The organism is Streptomyces roseus (assembly GCF_001044425.1).
Classification (GTDB): Bacteria; Actinomycetota; Actinomycetes; order Streptomycetales; family Streptomycetaceae; genus Streptomyces; species Streptomyces roseus.
In genome coordinates this window covers 155249-175788 of record NZ_LFML01000102.1, presented here as the reverse complement: position 1 = coordinate 175788, position 20540 = coordinate 155249, and the positions used below count along the sequence as shown (strand labels likewise).

General features: G+C 73.1%; 16 protein-coding genes and 2 pseudogenes. 12 read left to right on the top strand and 6 right to left on the bottom strand.

All coding sequences use genetic code 11. The features are described from left to right. Window positions 1-81, bottom strand: a pseudogene (locus ACS04_RS38975) (DUF402 domain-containing protein); the annotation flags it as partial. A gap of 713 nt (window positions 82-794) precedes the next feature. On the opposite strand from ACS04_RS38975, the gene ACS04_RS24515 reads away from it, so the two are divergent. Continuing rightward, the gene (locus ACS04_RS24515) at window positions 795-1625 is read left to right on the top strand and encodes an SAM-dependent methyltransferase (protein ID WP_048478875.1); all 831 of its coding nucleotides are present in this window, start codon (window positions 795-797) and stop codon (window positions 1623-1625) included. Between the two features lie 107 nt (window positions 1626-1732). Then, entirely contained in the window at window positions 1733-3904 is a 2172-nt protein-coding gene (locus tag ACS04_RS24510; protein ID WP_048478917.1) for a putative bifunctional diguanylate cyclase/phosphodiesterase, read from the top strand. A gap of 19 nt (window positions 3905-3923) precedes the next feature. On the opposite strand, the gene ACS04_RS24505 is transcribed toward ACS04_RS24510, so the two are convergent. Continuing rightward, a complete protein-coding gene (locus tag ACS04_RS24505; protein ID WP_048478916.1) occupies window positions 3924-4994 on the bottom strand; it encodes an FAD-dependent monooxygenase in 1071 nt (356 codons plus the stop codon). Window positions 4995-5130: 136 nt separating this feature from the next. On the opposite strand from ACS04_RS24505, the gene ACS04_RS24500 reads away from it, so the two are divergent. Next, window positions 5131-5775 (top strand): TetR/AcrR family transcriptional regulator, encoded by a 645-nt coding sequence (locus ACS04_RS24500; RefSeq protein ID WP_048478874.1) that lies wholly within the window; start codon window positions 5131-5133, stop codon window positions 5773-5775. Between the two features lie 84 nt (window positions 5776-5859). Here ACS04_RS24500 and ACS04_RS24495 read toward each other — a convergent pair whose 3' ends face one another. Next, window positions 5860-6738: a LysR family transcriptional regulator gene (locus ACS04_RS24495; protein WP_048478873.1), complete on the bottom strand. Its 879-nt coding sequence runs from the start codon at window positions 6736-6738 to the stop codon at window positions 5860-5862. Window positions 6739-6831: 93 nt separating this feature from the next. Here ACS04_RS24495 and ACS04_RS24490 point away from each other — a divergent pair, with 93 nt between their 5' ends. From ACS04_RS24490 to ACS04_RS24470, 5 genes are all read left to right on the top strand, one after another. Next, the gene (locus tag ACS04_RS24490) at window positions 6832-7536 is read left to right on the top strand and encodes a succinate dehydrogenase cytochrome b subunit (protein ID WP_048478872.1); all 705 of its coding nucleotides are present in this window, start codon (window positions 6832-6834) and stop codon (window positions 7534-7536) included. Window position 7537: 1 nt separating this feature from the next. Beyond that, on the top strand, window positions 7538-9490 hold the full coding sequence (locus ACS04_RS24485; protein ID WP_048478871.1) for a fumarate reductase/succinate dehydrogenase flavoprotein subunit: 1953 nt from the start codon (window positions 7538-7540) through the stop codon (window positions 9488-9490). Continuing rightward, a complete protein-coding gene (locus tag ACS04_RS24480; protein WP_048478870.1) occupies window positions 9487-10236 on the top strand; it encodes a succinate dehydrogenase/fumarate reductase iron-sulfur subunit in 750 nt (249 codons plus the stop codon). The genes ACS04_RS24485 and ACS04_RS24480 overlap by 4 nt, the downstream gene beginning before the upstream one ends. 201 nt (window positions 10237-10437) lie before the next feature. Beyond that, entirely contained in the window at window positions 10438-12216 is a 1779-nt protein-coding gene (locus ACS04_RS24475; RefSeq protein WP_053080929.1) for a Stealth CR1 domain-containing protein, read from the top strand. A 120-nt stretch (window positions 12217-12336) separates the two neighbouring features. Next, window positions 12337-13002, top strand: a complete 666-nt coding sequence (locus ACS04_RS24470; RefSeq protein WP_245236520.1) for a hypothetical protein — start codon at window positions 12337-12339, stop codon at window positions 13000-13002. 75 nt (window positions 13003-13077) lie between these two features. Here ACS04_RS24470 and ACS04_RS24465 read toward each other — a convergent pair whose 3' ends face one another. Both ACS04_RS24465 and ACS04_RS24460 read right to left on the bottom strand, forming a co-directional pair. After that, window positions 13078-15483: an excinuclease ABC subunit UvrA gene (locus ACS04_RS24465; RefSeq protein ID WP_048478869.1), complete on the bottom strand. Its 2406-nt coding sequence runs from the start codon at window positions 15481-15483 to the stop codon at window positions 13078-13080. A 40-nt stretch (window positions 15484-15523) separates the two neighbouring features. Beyond that, window positions 15524-16522: an LLM class flavin-dependent oxidoreductase gene (locus ACS04_RS24460; protein ID WP_048478868.1), complete on the bottom strand. Its 999-nt coding sequence runs from the start codon at window positions 16520-16522 to the stop codon at window positions 15524-15526. Window positions 16523-16575: 53 nt separating this feature from the next. On the opposite strand from ACS04_RS24460, the gene ACS04_RS24455 reads away from it, so the two are divergent. Continuing rightward, the gene (locus ACS04_RS24455) at window positions 16576-17070 is read left to right on the top strand and encodes a phosphatase domain-containing protein (RefSeq protein WP_048478867.1); all 495 of its coding nucleotides are present in this window, start codon (window positions 16576-16578) and stop codon (window positions 17068-17070) included. 69 nt (window positions 17071-17139) lie between these two features. On the opposite strand, the gene ACS04_RS24450 is transcribed toward ACS04_RS24455, so the two are convergent. Next, on the bottom strand, window positions 17140-17355 hold the full coding sequence (locus ACS04_RS24450; protein ID WP_048478866.1) for a dodecin: 216 nt from the start codon (window positions 17353-17355) through the stop codon (window positions 17140-17142). Window positions 17356-17521: 166 nt separating this feature from the next. Between ACS04_RS24450 and ACS04_RS24445 the strand changes: the two genes are divergently transcribed. From ACS04_RS24445 to ACS04_RS40305, 3 genes and pseudogenes are all read left to right on the top strand, one after another. Then, entirely contained in the window at window positions 17522-18784 is a 1263-nt protein-coding gene (locus tag ACS04_RS24445; RefSeq protein ID WP_048478913.1) for an extracellular solute-binding protein, read from the top strand. 336 nt (window positions 18785-19120) lie between these two features. Further along, the gene (locus ACS04_RS24440; RefSeq protein ID WP_209441764.1) at window positions 19121-19975 is read left to right on the top strand and encodes a GNAT family N-acetyltransferase; all 855 of its coding nucleotides are present in this window, start codon (window positions 19121-19123) and stop codon (window positions 19973-19975) included. Next, a pseudogene (locus ACS04_RS40305) lies at window positions 19972-20499 on the top strand (lysophospholipid acyltransferase family protein); the annotation flags it as partial. The gene ACS04_RS24440 and the pseudogene ACS04_RS40305, both read left to right, overlap by 4 nt. Window positions 20500-20540: the final 41 nt, after the last annotated feature.

Sequence of the window (20540 nt, the reverse complement as noted above, 5' to 3'; positions counted from 1 at the left end):
GTCGCCCGTGTCGGCGACCAGGGCGGCGGGGTAGCGGATCTTGGTGCGGCCCGCTTTGGTGAGGGTGACGGTCAGGGTGGCGGTCGTCGGTGTGGGGGTCGGCGTCGGCGTCGGCGTGGGGGTGGGTGTCGGTGTGGGGGTCGGCTCCGGCGGGCACGGCGGTGGAGGCGGCGGAGGGCAGTCGTGTCCGCCGTGGCCGTGGCCGTGTCCATGGCCGTGGCCGTGCCCCGGGTCGTGTCCGTGGCCGATGCCGTGGCCGTCGCCCCAGCCGACGGGTGGCCCGCCGCCGTGATGTCCGCCACCCCGGACGCTCGCGGTAGCGCCGGTTCCGGCGGTCGCGACCAGCCCGGGGGCGCTCGCGCCGTCCCCGGTGTCGATCGTCGCGTAGGCGCTGCTATCGGCCACGGCCGACGTGGCGGAGAGCGCCGCCCACAGCAGGACCGGGACCACCAGCAGGCGTCTGGTAGAGGCTCTGTTCACCCGGGGAGCATGGGCCCACGTGCGCCCGCGCACGCGGCGCTCGGCCGCGGTTCGCCTGAACGGATGGCACGAAGACCGTAGAGGTTTAAGCCACGGAATGACGAATTCCGATCATCTGCATGCGTATTGCCAAAAGCGACTTGTCGGTTTCGGTCATTCGCTGCGGGAGGGGTCTCGGAGGTCTTTGGTGTGTGATGAAGAACGGATCACCAATTTCCGCTTTTACTCGCTCCGTTGGGCAATGATCAGTACATTCGGCTCGGACAGGCGTCCGATCCCGGACGACCGCGCAGGATGACGGCTTGGAGACCCCGATGGAGCGCCCCGCCTGGGCCCCGCCAGGTATCGACATATCGGTGCCGAGCGTGTCCCGCATCTACGACTACTACCTGGGCGGCTCCCACAACTTCGAGGTCGACCGCCAGGCCGCCCGCCGCGCCATGGAGTTCCTGCCGGGCCTGCCCAAGATCATGCAGGCCAACCGGGCGTTCATGCGCCGCGCCGTCCGCTACGCCGTGGCCCAGGGCGTCACCCAGTTCCTCGACATCGGCTCCGGCATCCCGACCTTCGGCAACGTCCACGAGATCGCCCACGCCGCCAGCCCCGAGGCCCGCGTGGTCTACGTGGACCACGATCCGGTGGCCGTCGCGCACAGCCGGGCCGTCCTCGCGGGGGACGAGGGCACCGGCATCGTCGCCGCCGACCTGCGCAAGCCGCAGGACATCCTCGCCGCCCCCGAGGTCGCCCAGCTGCTCGACCTCGAACGCCCGGTCGCCCTGCTGCTCGTCGCCGTCCTGCACTTCCTGGAGGACGCGGACGATCCGTACACCGCCGTCGCCGAGCTGCGCGACGCGCTGGCCCCGGGCAGCCTCCTCGTGCTCACGCACGCCTCGTACGAGGGGATCCCGCTCTCCCAGGAGGTCGCGAGCGGCACCGTCGGCGTCTACCGGGACATCCGCAATCCGCTGGTCATGCGCAGCGGCGAGCAGATCGGCCGCTTCTTCGACGGGTTCGAGCTCGTCGAACCCGGCGTCGTGTCCATGCCGCTGTGGCGGCCCGAGGGCATCGAGGACCCGGAGGACGGCGAACAGCCCGAGGACCCGTACGCGTTCTCGGGCTTCGGCGGAGTGGGACGCAAGGCGTGAGATCCACGGCCGCGGTGCCCTCCGGCACACCGACCCCGAAGAACCAGGGGACCGCTCGGGCAGCGGAGCCCACCACTGCGCCGACAGGCCCGCCGACGACGGCGGGCCTGTCGGCGGGCGCGGGCCAGGCCGCACTGCGGACCGGGCTGGAGGACCGGATCGGGCGCTTCGCGACCATCTGGGGACGCGCGATCTTCCCCGTCACCGCGACCTCGCTGACCCGCGTCGAGTTCGAACAGCACCTCATCCCGCTCGCCCGGACCCTCGCCGAGGCACTGCACGCCCGGCCCTTCGACGCGGGCGTGGGCCAGGCGGTGGGGGCCGAACTCGTCGCCGTGCACTGCACCGACCCGGAGGCGCTCGCCGGCACGCTCGGCGTGGTCGAGTCGTACCTGGTGCTCTACTGCGGCCCGGACGGGATCGGCGTGGAAGGCACCGAGGAGTACCGCTCCCGCTGCGCCCGGCTCCAGCACGGGATCGCGGCAGGCTTCGCCCGCGCCCTGCGCGAGCGCACCCTCAAGGAGCAGGAGGCCATCGCCCGCTCCGCGCTGACCGCCCGCATCGACGCCCAGCAGGCGCTGCACGCGAGCGAGGAGCGCTTCAAGGCGGTCTTCGAGGGCGCGGCCGTCGGCATCGGCATCGCCGACCTCCAAGGCAACATCCTCGAGGTCAACGACGCGCTGCTGCAGATGTTCGGCGGCATGGGCGGGCACGTGCAGGGCCGCAACGTCAGCGAGTGGGGCCACCCCGACGACGCGCCCCACGTATGGCGGATGTACGGCGAACTCGTACGCGGGGAGCGCGAGAGCTACCGGGTGGAGAAGCCGTACTACCGCCACGACGGCACCGTGCTCTGGACCAACCTGACCGTGTCGCTGCTGCGCGACGCCGAGGGCGTGCCCCAGTACCAGCTGGCGTTGATGGAGGACACCACCGAGCGCCGGCTGCTGAACCTGCGCCTGCGCTACGAGGCCACCCACGACGCCCTGACCGGGCTGCCGAACCGGACGCTGTTCTTCGAACGCCTGGAGAAGGCCCTGAGCGGGGCCGGCGGAAGCCGCTTCGGCCTGTGCTACCTGGACCTGGACGGGTTCAAGGCGGTCAACGACAGCCTCGGCCACTCGGCGGGCGACCGGCTCCTGGTGGAGGTCGCCGACCGGCTGCAGAGCTGCGCGACGGGACCCGGCGAGGTCGTCGCACGCCTCGGCGGCGACGAGTTCGTCGCCCTGACCACCGGCTCGGACACCGAGGAGAAGGTGACCGAACTCGCCGTCCGGATCCTGTCCGCCCTGTCGGTGCCGATCCGCATCGAGGGCCGGGAGCTGTCGGTCCGCGGCAGCATCGGCATCGTGGAGGGTCCGGCCCGCGAGCGCACGCCGGCGGAGGTGCTGCGCAGCGCCGACATCACCATGTACCGGGCCAAGGCGGCCGGCGGCAACCGCTTCGAGTTCGCCGACGCCGAGGCCGACGCCCGTGCCATCACCCGGCACGGTCTCACCAACGCCCTCCCGGCGGCGCTGGAGCGCGGCGAGTTCTTCATCGAGTACCAGCCGCTGGTCCACCTCCACGACGGCAGCGTGCACGGCGCCGAGGCCCTCGTCCGCTGGTCGCACCCGCAGTACGGGGTACTCGGCCCGGACCGCTTCATCCCGCTCGCCGAACGGACCGGGCTGATCGTGCCGCTCGGCCGCTGGGTCCTGGAGGAAGCCGTCCGCCAGGCCCGCAACTGGCAGCGCCAGCACGGTGGGTCCGCCCTGCGCATCAACGTCAACCTCTCGCCGACCCAGCTGCACCACCCCGGCCTGGTCGCCGACACCGTCGCGGTGCTGGAGAACTCGGGCCTGGCCCCGGGCGCCCTGTGCCTGGAGGTCACCGAATCGGCCCTGATCGGCGCCGACGACGAACTCCTGGAACCGCTGCGCCGGCTCGCCGCCCTCGGCGTGGACATCGCGCTCGACGACTTCGGTACGGGCTACTCGAACCTGGCCAACCTGCGCCGCCTCCCGGTCAGCGTCCTGAAGCTGGACCGCTCCTTCACCAAGGGGATGCAGCAGCAGCCCGCCAACCCGGTCGACGTCAAGATCGTGGAAGGCATCGTCGCCCTGGCCCACAGCCTCGAACTCGCGGTCACCGTCGAGGGCGTGGAGACCGGCGCCCAGGCCGCCCAGCTCCGCGATCTCGGCTGCGACACCGCCCAGGGCTGGTACTACGCCCGTCCCGGCGCCCCCGACCGCATCCACACCCTCTCGCTCTCGGACGCCGTGCCCACCCCTTCCTGACGCCGGCCGTGCCGACCGCTCATTCCAGGCCGGCCTCCGTGCCGCGGCCCGGGGTCCGAACGGCGGCCAGGACCCGCTCGTAGCGCCGTGCCGTGTCGGCCACGACCTCGGCGGCCACCGGCAGCCGCTCGGCCTGGTACGCGTCGAGCACCCCGTCCCCGCCCGGCCCGGCGAGGGCGGCGGCCAGGGTGCGGCCCAGGGCGGCGGCGTCGTCGATGCCGGTGTTCATGCCCAGTCCGCCGGCTATGGGGTGGACGTGTGCCGCGTCCCCCGCGAGGAAGACCCGGCCCTCGCGCATCCGGGCGGCCACGCGCACATTGACCCGCCAGCTGGAGAGCCAGGTGGGGTCCGTGAGCCGGATCCCCGGTATCCGGGCGTAGCGGTCGAAGAGGCGTTGGAAGCCTTCCGGCGACGGCGGCAGGGGCACCCCCCGCCCGTCCAGCTCGGGTGAGGCCTGCAGCTGGAAGGAATCCGTCCCCGGCATCGGGCAGAGCATGATCCCGGTGCCTTCCGAGGTGAACCACTGGTGCCAGAACTCCCGGCTGAGCCCCTCGGCCCGGACGTCCCCGACCACCATCGCGGGCTCCTCCCGGGTGCTGCCCTCGAAGCGGATGCCGAGGAGCGTGCGGGTGGTACTGCGCCCCCCGTCGCACCCGGCGAGATAGCGGGCCTCGATCGCGGGGCCCCGCGCCGGCTCGGCTCGGACCCCGGACGCGTCCTGGGTGATCCCGGCCAGCCGGCACCCGTACTCGACCCGCACGCCCAGGCCGGCGAGCCGCTCGCGCAGCGCCTCCTCGACCTGCCACTGCCCTATCAGCAGCCCGGCGTCGGTCACGGGCGTGTCGCTGACGTGTGCCCCGTCGAAGTACTTGCGCAGGACCACCTCGCGGGCGCCGACGGCGGTCAGGGCACCGGCCACGCCGAGCCTCTCGAAGACCTCCAGGCTGCTCGGCCGCAGCCCCTTGCCCCGGGACTCGCGGTGCGGTCCGGTGCGCTGGTCGATCACGCGGACGGCGGCGCCGCGCAGGGCGAGCTCGCAGGCCAGGGTGAGCCCCGTGGGGCCTGAGCCCGCGATCAGTACGTCAGTCATCGGATGTCCCCTCCGGCCGGTCTCATGATCCGGCCGCTCTCGGTCCCGTCGATGCCTCAAGGAAAGCGTCTCCTCGAAGAAAAAGCAACCCGGTCAAGAAAATTACCCAGTCATGAATGCGTGCTATGCTCGGGACATGGGGAAGACGACGGGTCTGCGCGAGAACAAGAAGCTCCGTACGCGTCGCCAGTTGGCGGCCACGGCGCTGGAGCTCTTCATGGAGCGGGGCTTCGATGCCGTGTCGGTGGCCGATGTCGCCGCCGCGGCCGAGGTCTCCAAACCGACCCTGTTCCGGTACTTCCCGAGCAAGGAGGACCTGGTGCTCGACCGGTTCGCCGACCACCACGACGAGGCGGCGCGCATCGTGCGCGACCGGCCCGCCGGCCAGACGCCGGTGGGCGCGGTGCACGCGCACTTCCTGGGGGCCCTGGCCGATCGGGATCCGATCACCGGGCTCTGCGACCACCCCGGCGTGCTGGCGTTCCAGCGGCTGCTCTACTCCACCCCCAGCCTGGAGAGCCGGATGACCCACTACACCGACCGTGAGGTGGAGCTGCTCGCCGCCGTGCTGGAGGCGGAGTCGGTCCGGCCGCTCGCCGCGCGGCTGGCGGCCACGCACCTGGTGGCCGTCCGCCATGAGCTGGGCCGGGAGAACTACCGCCGCATGGACGGCGGCCAGAGCGCCGACGAGGCGCATCCGGCCGCCGTGGCCGACGCCGACCAGGCCTTCACGATGCTGGCCGACGGGCTCGACAGGACCCTCCCCGGAGCCCGGGCCTGACGGCCGCCCGCGCGGCCGCAGGAGCGCCCGCCGAGAGCGCCCCGCAGGAGCGGCCCCGCAAGGCCGCCCGCCCCGTAAGACGGGTCAGCCCAGGAGGATGCGCCTCAGCTCGCGGGCCGCGCGCGGGGGCGCGACGTCCGTACGGTGCGCCAGGGCGATGGTGCGGCGCAGCGGCGAGCCCGCCAGCGGAGTGGCACGCAGCCCCGGGCCGCCGTGGTCGACGACCATCGCCGGGACCACCGCCACGCCGAGCCCCGCGCGGACGAAGCCCAGTACCGCGTCCATCTCGCCGCCCTCCACCGTGAACACCGGCTCGAACCCCTCCGCGCGGCAGGCGGCCACCGTCAGATCCCGCAGGTCGTACCCGTGCCGGAACATCACCATCGGCTCGTCGCGCAGCGCGGACACCGTCAGCGGCCCGCCGCCAGCCGGCGGCGGCAGCTGCGCGGAAGAGACCACGACCAGGTCCTCCGTCAGCAGCTCCACCGTGGTCAGCGCCGGAGCCGAGGGCGGCAGCGGGAGCGCGATGAGCGCCAGGTCCAGCGCCCCGCGCGCGAGTTCCCGTACGAGGTCCAGCGAACCGCTCTCCTCGATCAGCAGCTCGATCCCCGGATGCGCCGTGTGGAAGGCGCGCAGCACGCCCGGCAGCAGACCCGTGCACACGCTCGGGGTCGCCCCCAGCCGGACCCGCCCCCGCCGCAGCTGCGCCAGCTCCTGCACCTCCAGCCGCGCCGTGTCGGCGTCCGCCAGGATCCGCCGGGCCAGCGGCAGCAGTGCCTCACCCGCGTCCGTCAGCGCGATGTTCCCCCGCGCCCGGCTGAAGAGTTCCGCCCCCAGCTCCCGTTCCAGCGCTTTGATCTGCTGTGACAGCGACGGCTGAGCGACGTGCACCCGCTCCGCGGCCCGGCTGAAGTGACGGGTTTCGGCGACGGCCACGAAGTACAGGAGCTGCTGGAACTGCATCGCCCCAGGATACGCCGCCCATAGTCAGCCCCTATTGACATAAGCGCCATCATGTCTTGGACCTCTGGGACTTTGGTCCTTACCGTCGGTGGCATGGCTCTGGCAACGCGGACGGGCCGACGGCCGTCCACCACGCGCACGCTTTGGGATTCCACCGTCGGCAAGAAGTCCGTGATGGCGGTGTCCGGGCTGATCATGCTCGGCTACCTGGTGGTCCACATGCTCGGCAACCTCAAGATCTTCTTCGGGGCGGACGAGTTCAACGGCTACGCCCACTGGCTGCGGACCCTCGGCTCGCCCTTCCTCCACCACGAGTGGGCCCTGTGGATCGTGCGCGTGGTGCTCCTCGCCGCCGTCGCCGGCCACGCCGTGTCCGCGTACCAGCTCAGCCGCCGCGACATCAAGGCCCGCCCGGTCAAGTACGCCCACAAGCGCCGCCGCGCGAGCTACGCCACGCGCACCATGCGCTGGGGCGGCATCATCCTGGCCCTGTTCATCGTCTGGCACCTGCTCGACCTCACCACGCTCACCGTCAACGAGCGCGCGTGGGCCGGCCACCCCTACCAGAACGTGCTGGCCACCTTCTCCACCTGGTACGGAAACACGATCTACATCGTGGCGATGGCCGCCGTCGGCCTGCACGTCCGGCACGGCTTCTGGAGCGCCGCCCAGACCCTCGGCGCCGGCAACGCCCGCCGCGACCGGACGCTGAAGTTCCTGGCCAACGCCCTCGCCCTCGTCCTCTTCGCGGGCTTCGTCTCCGTCCCCGTAGCCGTCATGACCGGAGTGGTGAGCTGACATGAGCACCGATTACGCCCACTACGCAACCGGCGAGCCGATCGCCGACACCAAGGCCCCCGAAGGCCCCATCGCCGAACGCTGGGACCGCCGCCGCTTCGAGGCCAAGCTCGTCAACCCGGCCAACCGCCGAAAGCACACGATCATCGTCGTCGGCACCGGCCTGGCCGGCGGGGCGGCCGGCGCCACCCTCGCCGAACAGGGCTACCACGTGGTCCAGTTCTGCTTCTCCGACTCCCCGCGCCGGGCCCACTCCATCGCCGCGCAGGGCGGCATCAACGCCGCCAAGAACTACCGCAACGACGGCGACTCCGTGCACCGCCTCTTCTACGACACCGTCAAGGGCGGCGACTTCCGCGCCCGCGAGTCCAACGTCCACCGCCTCGCCCAGATATCCGTCGAGATCATCGACCAGTGCGTGGCCCAGGGCGTCCCCTTCGCCCGCGAGTACGGAGGCCTCCTCGACACCCGCTCCTTCGGCGGTGTCCAGGTCTCCCGCACCTTCTACGCCCGCGGCCAGACGGGCCAGCAGCTCCTCCTCGGCGCCTACCAGGCACTGTCCCGGCAGATCGCCGCCGGCAACGTGGAGATGCACGCCCGCACCGAGATGCTCGACCTGATCACCGTCGACGGAGTGGCCCGCGGCATCGTCGCCCGCGACCTCGTCACCGGGAAGATCTCCACCCACTACGCGGACGCCGTCGTCCTCGCCTCCGGCGGCTACGGCAACGTCTTCTACCTCTCCACCAACGCCATGAACTCCAACGCGACCGCCGTCTGGCGGGCGCACCGGCGCGGCGCGTACTTCGCCAACCCGTGCTTCACCCAGATCCACCCCACCTGCATCCCGCGCACCGGCGAGCACCAGTCCAAGCTGACCCTGATGAGCGAGTCCCTGCGCAACGACGGCCGCATCTGGGTCCCCAAGGCCCAGGGCGACACCCGCCCCGCCGCCGAGATCCCCGAGGACGAGCGCGACTACTACCTGGAGCGGATCTACCCCTCCTTCGGCAACCTCGTGCCCCGCGACATCGCCTCCCGCGCGGCCAAGAACGTCTGCGACGAAGGCCGCGGCGTCGGCCCCGGAGGCCAGGGGGTCTACCTCGACTTCGCCGACGCCATCCGCCGCATGGGCCGGGACAAGGTCGCCGAGAAGTACGGCAACCTCTTCGAGATGTACGAGCGGATCACCGCGGAGAACCCGTACGAGGTCCCCATGCGGATCTACCCCGCCGTGCACTACACGATGGGCGGCCTGTGGGTCGACTACGACCTCCAGACCACCGTCCCCGGCCTCTTCGCGATCGGCGAGGCGAACTTCTCCGACCACGGAGCCAACCGCCTCGGCGCCTCCGCACTGATGCAGGGCCTCGGCGACGGCTACTTCGTGCTCCCCTCCACCATCAACGACTACCTGGCCCGCCACCCGCACCGGACCGCCGTCGACGACGGCCACCCCGAGGCCGCGGCCGCCGTACGGGAGGTCCGCGCCTGCCTCGCCAAGCTGCTCGCCGTCGACGGCGACCGCACCCCGGACTCCTTCCACCGCGAGATCGGCGAGCTCATGTGGGAGTACTGCGGGATGTCCCGCACCGAGGAGGGCCTGCGCAAGGCCCTCGCCCGGATCCCCGAGATCCGCGAGGAGTTCTGGCGGCGCATCAAGGTGCCGGGCCGCGGCGAGGAGTTCAACCAGTCGCTGGAGAAGGCCAACCGCATCGTCGACTACCTGGAGCTCGCCGAGCTGATGTGCCTCGACGCCCTCCACCGCGCCGAGTCCTGCGGAGGCCACTTCCGCGAGGAGTCCCAGACCCCGGACGGCGAGGCCGCCCGCCGCGACGAGGAGTTCGGCTACGCCGCCGCCTGGGAGTACCGGGGCACCGGCGCGGCCCCCGTCCTGCACAAGGAAGACCTCGTCTTCGAGTACGTCCACCCCACCCAGCGGAGCTACGCATGAGGCTCAACCTGCGCGTCTGGCGCCAGCAGAACCCCGACACCCCCGGCGCCATGGTCACGTACGAGGTCGACGGCATCTCCCGCGACATGTCGTTCCTGGAGATGCTCGACACCCTCAACGAGGACCTCATCCTGCGCGGCGAGGACCCGGTCGCCTTCGACCACGACTGCCGCGAGGGGATCTGCGGCGCGTGCAGCCTCGTGATCAACGGCGACGCCCACGGCCCCGAGCGCACCACCACCTGCCAGCTGCACATGCGGTCCTTCGCCGACGGCGACACCATCGACGTCGAGCCCTGGCGGGCGGCCGCCTTCCCGGTGGTCAAGGACCTCGTCGTGGACCGCGGCGCCTTCGACCGGATCATCCAGGCCGGCGGCTACATCACCGCCCCCACCGGCTCCGCCCCCGAGGCGCACGCCACCGCCGTGCCCAAGGCCGACGCCGACTCCGCCTTCGAACACGCCGAGTGCATCGGCTGCGGGGCCTGCGTGGCGGCCTGCCCCAACGGCTCCGCGATGCTCTTCACCTCCGCCAAGGTCAACCACCTCAACGTGCTGCCGCAGGGCTCGCCGGAGCGGGAGACCCGGGTGCTCGACATGGTGGCCGCCATGGACGACGAGGGGTTCGGCGGCTGCACCCTCACCGGCGAATGCGCCACGGCCTGTCCCAAGGGCATCCCGATGCCCTCCATCGCCGCCATGAACCGCGAATGGCTGCGGGCGGTCCGCAAGCACGGAGGAAGCTGACAAGCGCCCGGCGGGGCGAAGCTGAGAAGTGCCTGTGAGACGCGGATTACGGACTCCCGACCCTTGCGTGAAAAATGAACGAAGGGAAAGGTGGACGTGAACGAGGCATCCGCCCCTGCCTGCCGGACCGCACCGCACCCCCGCCGGGTACCGTCCGCATCCTCGGGTGCCGCACACCGGCGCCGTCTCGCGAGGTCGTATATGCAGGGCCTGTCCCGTCTCCCGCTCCCTGTCGGCCTGCGCCGGATCGTACGGACCCTGCGCAGGCCCGGCGGCGTACCGAGACAGCCGGACGCCACCCAGCGGGAGCGCACCGGGAACGGCGACGCCGCGCCACCGCCCGGCCGGGCCCGTGAGGACGAGCTCCTGGAGAACGTGCCGGGCCTGGTCCGCCACCGCGGCCGGCTCGCCCGGGTCCGCGACGACCTGCTGCCCGCCGGCGCCCGGGACGCCAACCTGAACGCGGTCGCCGACGCACTGGAGGCGGCCGCCGTCCCGTACGGGCTGGTCCCCGACGGGGAGCTGCGCCACCGGGTGGCCATCGCCCCGGGCGACCGCGAGGCCGCCCTGAAGGCCTGCGCCGCGGCCTTCACCGGGCTCCCGGTGTACGCCCGGCTCCTCGGCGACGGCGACGGCTACGACGGCGGCGGCTACGGCGGCAGCGGTCCCGCGGCGCCCTCGGAGGTCCTCGCCGCATCACTTCTCGAAGCGGTCGCGGCCCACGAGGGCCCGCCCACCGGCGCCGTCCGTCCGAAGATCAAGGGCGTCCGGCTCTTCCAGCCCGTCGTCACCTCCGGCCGGACCGTGGCCTACGGTGCCGAGAGCGGCTGCGACCTGGAGTTCTGGGAGGTCCCGGAGTCGGGCACCGGCGCGATCGCCGGACTGCGCGAGACCCCGTACGGCTGGTGGGTGCCCACCCTCGACGCCACGTCGACCACCCGCGTCGGCGATCGCGACCACCCCGTCGTCGACGCCTTCGCGGGCCGCTTCCCCGACGACATCGACTTCCCCGTCGACGCCGTGATCACCTGGGTGGACGCCGCCGACCCCGCCTGGCGCCGCCGCCGGGACCGCGCCGCGGCCTCCGAAGCTGCCGAAGCGGCCGCGGCGGGACCGGAAGCCGCCCGACGCACAGCCGTCGACCACGCCGAGAACCGCTACCGCGACCGCGGGGAACTGCGGTACTGCCTGCGCTCCATCGCCGCCCACGCGCCCTGGATCCGCCGCGTCTTCCTCGTCACCGACGACCAGATCCCGCCCTGGCTGGCCACCGACCACCCCCGGATCACCGTGGTCGACCACCGCGAACTGTTCGCCGACCCCGCCCACCCGGCCGTCTTCAACTCCCACGCCATCGAGAGCCGGCTGCACCACATCCCCGGCCTCGCCGAGCACTTCCTCTACTTCAACGACGACATCTTCCTCGGCCGCCCGCAGCGCCCCCAGAACTACTTCCTCTCCTCGGGACTGCCCAAGGTCTTCCACGACCAGCGCGCCGTGGCCCCCGGCGCCCCCGACACCGACTCCGGCGACGACGTCTTCACCGCCTCCCAGAAGGCCACCCGCCAGGCGGTGGAACAGGCCGTCGGCCGCACCTATCCGCACATCCTGGCCCACACCCCGTACCCGCTCAGCCGTTCCCTCTTCGCCCACGTCGAGGAGCGGCTGCCCGGCCGGCTGACCGGCATCAGCCGCTCGGTCTTCCGCAGCGCCGACGACCTCGCCCCCGTCACCCTGGCCTCACACCTCGCCCTCGCCGACGGCCGGGCGGTGGAGGGCGAACTGGACCACGCGTACGTCAGCACCGGCCGGACCGAGGAGATCGAACGGCTGCCGGTCCTGGCGGCCGAACGCCGCTCCGACGCGTTCTGCCTCGCCGACGACGACGCCGGAACCGGTCTGTCGCCCCAGGAGCAGCAGCGCGCGGTCGCCGCCTTCCTGGAGGCCTACTTCCCGGTGCCCTCTCCGTACGAGAGGTGAGCCCCGTACGGGGCGCGCCTCGGCCGATCGGCTGATCCGATCGGCCGACCGGGCGCTCCTGGCGGCCGTACGACGCGCCGCTGCGGGGAGCCGTCCGGCCGGTGCGCGACAGTGGGCCCCATGCCACAAGCCCCCGCCGGGTCCGGACCGCGCCGCCGCACCCTCCTGGCGGCAGCCGCCCTCACCCCGCTCGCGCTGGCCGGCTGTTCCTCGCAGGACCCGTCCGGGAACGCGGCCCGCGGCCCGCAAGCCGCCGCGAAGGACGCCCTGGTCATGGTGGTCCGGCACGCGGAGAAGCCGTACGCCGGCGACCTGGGCGAGGACGAGGACGGCAACGAGGACCCCGGATCCCTCGCCGGGCGCGGGCGCCGCCGGGCCGAGGAACTGCACCGCCTCTTCCCGCCCGCCGGTGGTTCGGCGCTGCCGCGCCCCGCCGTCGTCTTCGCGGCCGCCGGCCCGGCCGGCGCCGGAGGCCGGCCCCCCGCCCGCTGCCGCCAGACCGTCGAGCCGCTGACCACCGCCCTGCACATCCCCCTGCGCTCCGAATTCGGCATCGGCGCCGAAGAGGCCCTGGGGCGGGCCGTACTGGCCGCCCGGATGCCGGTCCTCGTCTGCTGGGAACACACCGGGATCCCCCGCCTGATCCACGCGCTCGGCGCCCACCAGGTCCTCGGCGTCCCCGCGAGCTGGCCCGACCGCTACGACCTGGTGTGGGAGTTCACCCGCCGCCAGGGCCGGTGGACCTTCCGCGAACTGGCGCAGCACCTGCTTCCCGGCGACGCGTAGCGGCCCGGAGCCCGGTCCCCGCCACGCTCGGCAGGACACGGTCCCCACCGGTGCACCGATGGACGTGTCACGCGGCTAGGACGCACCCAGCGCCCGCGCCAGGTAGCCCGCCGTCCGGCCCGCGCCCGCCGCCGCCACCTGCGCCGGGGTACCCGCCGCGACGATCCGGCCGCCGTCGGCGCCGCCGCCCGGACCCAGGTCGACGACCCAGTCCGCGCCCGCCACCACCTCCATGTCGTGCTCCACGACCACCACCGAGTGCCCGGCGTCCACCAGCCCGTGCAACTGCCGCAGCAGCACCCGCACGTCCGCCGGGTGCAGACCGGTCGTCGGCTCGTCCAGCAGGTACAGGGTGTGGTCGCGGCGCTGCCGCTGGAGCTCCGCCGCCAGCTTGATCCGCTGGGCTTCGCCGCCCGACAGCTCCGTGGCGGGCTGCCCCAGCCGCAGGTAGCCCAGCCCGATCTCCTCCAGCGCCCGCAAGCTGCGCGCCGCCGCCGGGACGGGCGCGAAGAAGGCCGCCGCGGACTCCACCGTCAGGCCCAGCACCTCGGCGATGTTCAGCCCCTCGTACCGCACCTCCAGGGTCTCCGTGTCGTACCGGGCCCCGCCGCACTCCGGGCACGGGGTGTACGTGCTCGGCAGGAACAGCAGCTCCACCGAGACGAACCCCTCGCCCTGGCAGGTCTCGCACCGGCCGTCCGTCACGTTGAAGGAGAACCGGCCCGCCTTCCAGCCGCGCGCCCGTGCCTGCGCAGTCGCCGCGAAGAGCTTGCGCACCACGTCGAACAGCCCCGTGTACGTGGCCAGGTTGGACCGCGGGGTCCGGCCGATCGGCTTCTGGTCCACCTCCACCAGCCGCCGCACGGGGAACACCGGATCCGCGATCCGCTCCCCGACCTCCTGCGCCAGCACCTGGCCCACCAGCGTGGACTTGCCCGACCCCGACACGCCGGTGACCGCCGTGAACACCCCGAGCGGGAACTCGGCGTCCACGCCCCGCAGGTTGTTCCGCTCGACCCCCGAGAGCCGCACCGATCCCCTCGCCGCCCGCACCGGGCGCCGTCCGGGCCCGGTCTGCGTCCCGGCCGGCCCGAACAGGTGCCGCGCCGTCGCCGACTCCGCGACGTCCGCCAGCCCCTGGGGCGGGCCGCTGTACAGCACCCGCCCGCCGTGCTCCCCGGCCAGCGGCCCCACGTCCACCAGCCAGTCCGCGTGCCGCACCACGTCCAGGTGGTGCTCGACCACGAACACCGTGTTCCCCGCCGCCCCCAGCCGGTCCAGCACGCCGAGCAGCGCTTCGGTGTCGGCCGGATGCAGCCCGGCCGACGGCTCGTCCAGTACGTACACCACCCCGAACAGCCCGGACCGCAGCTGCGTCGCCAGCCGCAGCCGCTGCAGCTCGCCCGCCGACAGGGTCGGCGCGGTGCGGTCCAGGCTCAGGTAGCCGAGCCCCAGCTCCACGACCGGGCCGATCCGGGCCCGCAGGTCCTCGGCGAGCACCCGCGCCGCCTCCCCGTCCAGGGGCGCGGAGGCCAGTACGGCGTCCAGGGCGGTCAGCGGCAGCGCCGCCAGCTCCGCGATCGTGCGGCCCGCGAACGTCACGGCCAGCGCCTCCGGCCGCAGCCGCCGGCCCTCGCACACCGGGCACGGGGAATGCGTGAGGAATCGCTCCGCGCGGGCCCGCAGCGTGGCGCTCCTGCTGTCCGAGAAGGTCCGCATGACATGGCGGTGGGCGCTCATGTACGTGCCCTGGTAGGGCCGTTGGATCCGGTCCGGGTCCCGCACCGGATGCACCGTGACCACCGGCTGCTCCTCGGTGAACAGGATCCACTCGCGGTCCTCCGCCGCCAGCTCCCGCCAGGGCGCGTCCACGTCGTGGCCGAGCGCCTCCAGGACGTCCCGGAGGTTCTTGCCCTGCCAGGCCCCCGGCCAGGCCGCGATGGCGCCCTGACGGATCGACAGCCCCGGGTCCGGAACCAGCAGTTCCTCGGTGGTGCGGTGGATGGTGCCGAGCCCCTGACAGGCGGGGCAGGCCCCCGCCGCGGTGTTGGGGGAGAACGCGTCGGAGTCGAGCCGCCGCTCGGCTCCCGGCGGGTAGGTGCCGGCGCGCGAGTACAGCATCCGCAGGGAGTTGGAGAGCAGGGTGACGGTGCCGACCGAGGACCGGGAGCCGGGGGAGGAGCGCCGCTGCTCCAGGGAGACCGCGGGCGGCAGCCCGGTGACTGAGTCCACCTTCGGGGCGCCGATCTGGTGGATCAGGCGGCGGGCGTACGGGGCGACCGACTCGAAGTACCGGCGCTGCGCCTCGGCGTAGAGCGTGCCGAAGGCCAGGGAGCTCTTGCCGGAGCCGGAGACGCCCGTGAACACGGTCAGGGCGTCGCGCGGGATGTCCACGTCGACCCCGCGCAGATTGTGCTCCCGGGCGCCTCTGACCCGTACGAAGGCGTCGGGCCGGGCATCGGACACGGTGGAATGGTGCATTCGCGCCAGTTTACGGGCCGCTTCCCGGGGACGCCCCCGGTCAGGGGCCGGTCAGCCCCGCCACCCGGGCCAGCCGCTCGAAGGAGTCCAGCAGCGCCGTGCGGTCGTACGTGGACGTGGTGACCAGCAGCTCGTCGGCGCCCGTCAGCTCCGCCACCTCGGCGAGCTGCGCCGCGACCTGCTCCTCGGTGCCGTGGACGTGCCCGTCGAGCCCGCGCTCGTACAGCTCCCGTTCCTTCCGCGTCATGGCGAGGGCCTCCACCTCCTGCGCCGGGCGCAGCGGCGGGAAGCTGCCTCGGGTGCGGGAGTACGCGAGGGACCAGGCCTCGGGGAGGAGGATGCGCCGGGCGGCCTCCGTGGTCTGTGCCACCGCCACCGTCCCGGAGACGATCACGTACGGCTCCGAGCGGTGCGCCGAGGGGCGGAACTGCGCGCGGTAGCGCTCGATGACCTCCGTGAGCCGGCCGCGGGAGCGCAGGTCGCCCACCACCAGCGGCAGCCCGGCCCGCGCCGCGATCCCGGCGCCCTCGCCGGTGGCCAGGACGTACGCCGGAATCCGCAGCCCCTCCGCGGGGCGGGCGTGCACCTCGGGATGGGCCTGCTGGGTGCCGTCCAGCCAGCCCAGCAGCTCCGCCAGCTGCTCCTCGAAGCGGTCGGCGTCCTCGGTGTCGCGGCCCAGCGCCCGCCGGATGCCGCCGGTGAAGCCGACCGAGCGGCCGAGGCCCATGTCGATCCGGCCGGGAAAGAGCGATTCCAGGACCCCGAACTGCTCCGCGACGACGAGCGGTTGGTGGTTGGGCAGCATGACCCCGCCCGTCCCGACGCGGATCCGCAGGGTGGCCCCGGCGACCGCCGCGGCCAGTACGGCGGGCGCGGAGCCCGCGACTCCGGGGACGCTGTGGTGCTCGGACACCCAGAAGCGGTGGTAGCCGAGCCGCTCCGCCGCGCGGGCGAGCTCCACGGTGTCCCGCAGGGCCTGCGGGGCCGGGTGCCCCTCACGGGTCCGGGACCGGTCGAGGATGGAGAGTCTGCGGATCACACAGACCTGTAACGCACGGGCGCCGAAAGGATTCCCTGCCTACTCTGGCCCGCATGAGTGACAGCAACGACCGCCGGCCGCTGGCCGTCTTCGACATCGACAACACCCTGGCCGACACCGACCACCGCCAGCACTTCCTGGAGGGCCGGCCCCGGGACTGGGACGGCTTCTTCGGCGCGGCCCCGGCCGACCCGCCGCTGGCGCGCGGGGTGGCGCTGGCGGTGGAGCAGGCGGCCGACTGCGAGGTCGTGTACCTGACCGGGCGCCCCGAGCGGTGCCGGGCCGACACGGAGGAGTGGCTGACGCGGCACGGACTGCCCGGGGGCCGGGTGTGGATGCGCGGGAACCAGGACCGCAGGCCTGCCCGGACCACCAAGCTGGAGGTGCTGCGGCGGATCGCGCGGGGGCGGGAGGTGCGGATGCTCGTGGACGACGACGAGCTCGTCTGCCAGGCGGCGCGCGCCGCGGGCTACCCGGTGGTCCTGGCGAACTGGGCGGCGGACGCGCCGGAGCTCAAGTCCGCCCAGGAGGGTGAGGGCCGCACCTGATCCGGCCCCGCCCGCCGGGCCCGTCCCCCCGCCGGGTCCCCGGCCCGTCCCCGTCCCGGCCCGGCCGGTTCAGTCCTCACCGTCGAGGCGGAACCCGACCTTGAGCCCCACCTGGTAGTGCGCCACCGTGCCGTTCTCGATGTGCCCGCGCACCTGCGTGACCTCGAACCAGTCCAGATTGCGCAGCGTCTCCCCGGCCCGGGTGATGCCGTTGCGGATGGCCTGATCGATGCCCTCGGGGGAGGTGCCGACGATCTCGGTCACGCGGTAGGTGTGGTTCGACATGGGTTCTCCCGACGCTGGGGGGCACTTGCCTCGTTCCACGGTGCCCCAGTAAGTCCGTCTCCGCGAACTTTGTGTGAACAGTCCCGAGTGAAAGGGTCTTGACCCACCCATTGGTCTATGCCAATTTCAAGCCATCTCCGAGACCGGACTCCAGAAGGTGACCTTCGTGAAGATGCGCTTCCTCGCCGTGTGCACGGCCCTCGCGGCCGCGACCGCCCTCACCGGTTGCAGTCAGCTGGCGGGATCGGCCGGAGGGGCGCAGAAGGTGACGCTGTGGCTGATGAAGGGCAGCGCCTCGGAGGACTTCATCGCGAAGTTCACCACCTCGTTCGAGAAGGAGCACCCGGGCGTCGACCTCGACGTCCGGATCCAGGAGTGGACGGGCATCGGCGAGAAGGTCAACGCGGTGCTGGCGGGCAAGGGCGCCGAGAGCGCCGACGTCATCGAGGTGGGCAACACCCAGGTCGCCCAGTACATCGAGACCGGCGGCCTGTCCGAACTCACCCTCGAGGGCCTGCGCGAATGGGGCAGCAGGGACTGGCTCAAGGGCCTCGCCGACCCGGCGAGCATCGACGGGGCCCAGTTCGGCGTCCCCTGGTACGCCGCCAACCGCGTGGTGATCTACAACAAGGACCTCTTCGCGAACGCCGGGATCAAGGCCCCGCCCAAGAACCGGCAGGAGTGGATCCAGGCCACCCAGAAGCTGGACAAGGGCGGTCGGCAGGGCATCTACCTGCCGGGCCAGAACTGGTACGTCCTCGCCGGGTTCATCTGGGACGAGGGCGGCGAGCTCGCCGTCGAGACGGGCAGCGAATGGGTCGGCACCCTCGACGACGACAAGGCCCTGGCCGGCATGGAGTTCTACAAGCAGCTCCAGGCCCTCGGCGACGGCCCCAAGAACGCCGACGAGGAGACGCCCCCGCAGTCCGAGGTCTTCGCGAGCGGCGAGGTCGCCCAGATCATCGCCCCGCCCGGCCAGGCCGCCGCCATCGAGGCCGCCAACCCGGCCCTCAAGGGCAAGCTGGGCTTCTTCCCGATCCCGGGCAAGACCTCGGACAGACCCGGAGCCGTCTTCACCGGCGGCTCCGACCTGATCATCCCGGAACGGACGGCGCACCGCCGCCAGGCCGTGGACGTGATCACCGCGCTGGTCAGCGAGACCTGGCAGACCGAGCTCGCCCGCACCATGAGCTACGTACCGAACAAGGCGTCCCTCGCGCACGTGGTCGACGGCAACGAGGGCGCGGCCAGCATGGCGCCCGGAGCCGCCCAGGGCCGCGCCACCCCGAAGTCCGCCCGCTGGGCCGAGGTCGAGGGCAAGAACCCGATCAAGCCCTACATGACCGCCGTACTCAACGGGGAGGACCCGCGCCGGGCCGCCAAGGAGGCCTCTGGCACGATCGGCAAGGTGCTCAACTCCGACCGCTGAGTCTCCGGGGCCGAGAGGCGGGGCGCGCTCCGGCACATCGAGCACCCCGGCGAGAGCCCGCGGACACCCGCGGGCGCCCCTCACGCGCCTCGGAGCCCGCCACGCTCCCCGCGAGCCCCTCGCGAGCGCCGTCCCGGCCTCCGTCGGGCAGGCGTCGAGCGGGTGTCCAGCCCCCTGCGAGCAGATGCCGAGTACCGCCGCGCCCGCCGAGTTCAGCGTTCGCACATCCAAGGGCCGCTGAGCGGTCATGTCGAATCCAGCCGGTCACGGAAGAAGTAAAGGAGCCAGGCCGCACCACCTGCCGGCCTGGCTCCCGTGCCCGGATCAGGAGCCGCCATGACCATCGCCCCCCTGTCCCCGTCCACCCTTCCCCCCACCGTGACCTCGCCCGTCACCCCCCTCCCCACCGCCGCCTCCGTCCCCGCGGCCGCACCCGTCACGGCACCCGCGCTCCTCCCCGACACCCCCCACTACACCGTCCGCCTCGCCCGCGACGAGGACGAGGTACGCGCCGCCCAGCGCCTGCGCCACCTGGTCTTCGCCGGGGAGCTCGGTGCCCGCCTCGACGGACCCGAGCCGGGTCTCGACACCGACGCCTTCGATGCCTACTGCGACCACCTCCTCGTCGTCGAGGAGGAGACCGGGCAGGTCGTCGGCACCTACCGGCTGCTGCCCCCGGAGCGCGCCGCCGTCGCCGGCCGCCTCTACTCCGAAGGCGAGTTCGACCTCCGCGCCCTCGCCCCGATCCGCCCCGACCTCGTCGAGGTCGGCCGCTCCTGCGTCCACCCCGACCACCGCAACGGCGCCGTCATCGCGCTGATCTGGGCCGGCCTCGCCCGCTACATGGACCGCTCCGGCCACAACTGGCTCGCCGGCTGCTGCTCGATCCCGCTCGCCGACGGCGGGGTCCTGGCCGCCGCCACCCGCGAGAGCGTCCTCACCCGCAACCTCGCCCCCGAGGAGTACCGGGTCACCCCGCACCTCCCCTGGAGCCCCGAGGGCATCACCTTCCCGCCGCGCGTCGAGCTGCCCCCGCTGCTGCGCGGCTACCTGCGCCTGGGCGCCTGGGTCTGCGGCGAACCCGCCCTCGACGCCGAGTTCGGCTGCGCCGACCTGTACGTCCTGCTCTCCCTGCGGCGCACCAACCCCCGCTACCTCAAGCACTTCCTCTCGCTCGTCCCGGCCGCATGAGCGTCTGGCTGCCCACCTCGCCCTGCACCCCCGAGGCCTGCGCCGGCCACGAGGGGGAGCGGGCGAGCCTCGTCCGCGCGGTGCTGCGGCTCACCGCCGCCGCCACCCTGATCCTGCTCGGGATCCTGGGCTTCCAGCCCGTACGGCTGCTCCCCGCCCGCCCCCGCCGCACCCTCGTGCGGGCCTGGGCGACCGCCCTGGTCGGGGCCTTCGGCATACGGCTCACCGTGCACGGGAGCCCCGGCCCGGCCGGCGGCCGCCTGATCGTCGCCAACCACGTCTCCTGGCTCGACATCCCGCTCGTCGCCGCCGCCGTGCCCTGCCGGATGCTGGCCAAGAGCGACATCGGCGACTGGCCGCTGCTCGGACCGCTCTCCCGGCAGAACGGGACGCTGTTCATCGAACGGGACCGGATCCGCGCCCTCCCCGCCACCGTCGAGGCAATGACCCGGGCCCTGCTGGCCGGCGACCGCGTCACCGTCTTCCCCGAGGGCAGCACCTGGTGCGGCCGCGCCCAGGGGACCTTCCGGCGGGCCGCCTTCCAGTCCGCCCTGGACGCGCGGGT

Excerpts from the sequence above, each read along its gene's own strand:
- ACS04_RS24450 (WP_048478866.1), bottom strand. The coding sequence starts at position 17,355 with ATGTCGAACCACACCTACCGCGTGACCGAGATCGTCGGCACCTCCCCC.
- ACS04_RS24495 (WP_048478873.1), bottom strand. The coding sequence starts at position 6,738 with ATGCAGTTCCAGCAGCTCCTGTACTTCGTGGCCGTCGCCGAAACCCGT.
- ACS04_RS24475 (WP_053080929.1), top strand. The coding sequence starts at position 10,438 with ATGCAGGGCCTGTCCCGTCTCCCGCTCCCTGTCGGCCTGCGCCGGATC.
- ACS04_RS24470 (WP_245236520.1), top strand. The coding sequence starts at position 12,337 with ATGCCACAAGCCCCCGCCGGGTCCGGACCGCGCCGCCGCACCCTCCTG.
- ACS04_RS24490 (WP_048478872.1), top strand. The coding sequence starts at position 6,832 with ATGGCTCTGGCAACGCGGACGGGCCGACGGCCGTCCACCACGCGCACG.
- ACS04_RS24465 (WP_048478869.1), bottom strand. The coding sequence starts at position 15,483 with ATGCACCATTCCACCGTGTCCGATGCCCGGCCCGACGCCTTCGTACGG.
- ACS04_RS24480 (WP_048478870.1), top strand. The coding sequence starts at position 9,487 with ATGAGGCTCAACCTGCGCGTCTGGCGCCAGCAGAACCCCGACACCCCC.
- ACS04_RS24485 (WP_048478871.1), top strand. The coding sequence starts at position 7,538 with ATGAGCACCGATTACGCCCACTACGCAACCGGCGAGCCGATCGCCGAC.
- ACS04_RS24515 (WP_048478875.1), top strand. The coding sequence starts at position 795 with ATGGAGCGCCCCGCCTGGGCCCCGCCAGGTATCGACATATCGGTGCCG.
- ACS04_RS24505 (WP_048478916.1), bottom strand. The coding sequence starts at position 4,994 with ATGACTGACGTACTGATCGCGGGCTCAGGCCCCACGGGGCTCACCCTG.
- ACS04_RS24455 (WP_048478867.1), top strand. The coding sequence starts at position 16,576 with ATGAGTGACAGCAACGACCGCCGGCCGCTGGCCGTCTTCGACATCGAC.
- ACS04_RS24500 (WP_048478874.1), top strand. The coding sequence starts at position 5,131 with ATGGGGAAGACGACGGGTCTGCGCGAGAACAAGAAGCTCCGTACGCGT.
- ACS04_RS24440 (WP_209441764.1), top strand. The coding sequence starts at position 19,121 with ATGACCATCGCCCCCCTGTCCCCGTCCACCCTTCCCCCCACCGTGACC.